Here is a 1,108-nt window from a genome sequence, read left to right as displayed (position 1 = left end):
AGCTTCACGCTATTAGCAGATTCATCACTACAGATTTCATCTCATAAAAATGATGAGCTGCTACTGAAAGTCTTCGTGTTTGGTTCTTTAGCCATCATATTCGCGGCAATGAGCTTTGTACTCATTCGATTAAATAAGCGACTTAAAAACAATATTTCGAGCCACCAAGCTACCGAACAAATGATGTCGAAGCTGAGCAGTGCGGTCACAAATAGCGGTGCAAGTATCGTCATGACTAACGCTGATGGTGTCATCGAATACGTTAATCAGAAATTCTGTCGCAGCAACGGCTACCTACACCACGAAGTGATCGGACAATCGATTGATATATTGTCCCCCGAGAGCCATCTCGAAAACGAAACCAGACAATTGCTAGACAATAGTTGTTTGAAATCAGCCTGGGAAGGCGAAGCACTTTGCGTGAAGAAAAACGGCACCGAATATTGGTGTGCGATCACTGTTGCCGCGGTCTATAACAAAGACCGAATCATCACGAACTATGTACTATCTGCGATTGATATTAGTGCTCTAAAAGACGCTAATTCTAAGATGCAAAATCTCGCCTTGTTTGACTCCCTTACAGGGCTCGCCAATCGCCGATTGTTTATTGATCGACTGCATCAATCAGTTTTAAGCGCTCGCCGACACAAGCATACCTCAGCGATCATGTTCCTTGATCTTGACCAATTCAAACGGATCAATGACACGCTGGGCCACCAAGCAGGCGACAAACTGCTGAGCACGATCGCAGAGCGACTTAAAACATGCGTGCGCAAGCAAGACACGGTAGCACGCTTAGGTGGTGATGAATTCACCATCCTACTCAATGATATTTCGAACAATGACAAAATCTCTTCGATCGCGGAATACATTCTCGCGATATTGAAAAAGCCAATCAAACTGGGCAAGCATGAAGTCATCGTTTCAACTAGTATCGGTATTACGATCGCTCCGAGCGATTCAACCTGCAGTGAAACTTTGATGCGCAATGCAGATATGGCTTTGTATCGCGCTAAAGAACGCGGACGAGACGGCTACTGCTTCTTTACTGAAGAGTTGAATGTTAGAGCCAGCCATCTTATGGAGATTGAGCACGAGATTCGCCATG

General features: G+C 44.9%; 1 protein-coding gene. It reads left to right on the top strand.

Going from position 1 to position 1,108, the window contains the following annotated elements; genetic code table 11:
- Positions 1-1,108: sensor domain-containing diguanylate cyclase (locus A3762_RS25300; protein WP_156493756.1), on the top strand; the 1,108-nt coding region annotated here is incomplete at both ends.

This window comes from Oleiphilus sp. HI0125 (genome assembly GCF_001635355.1).
Note: the sequence above shows the minus strand (reverse complement) of the source record. Positions and strands in the feature narration are given on the sequence as shown.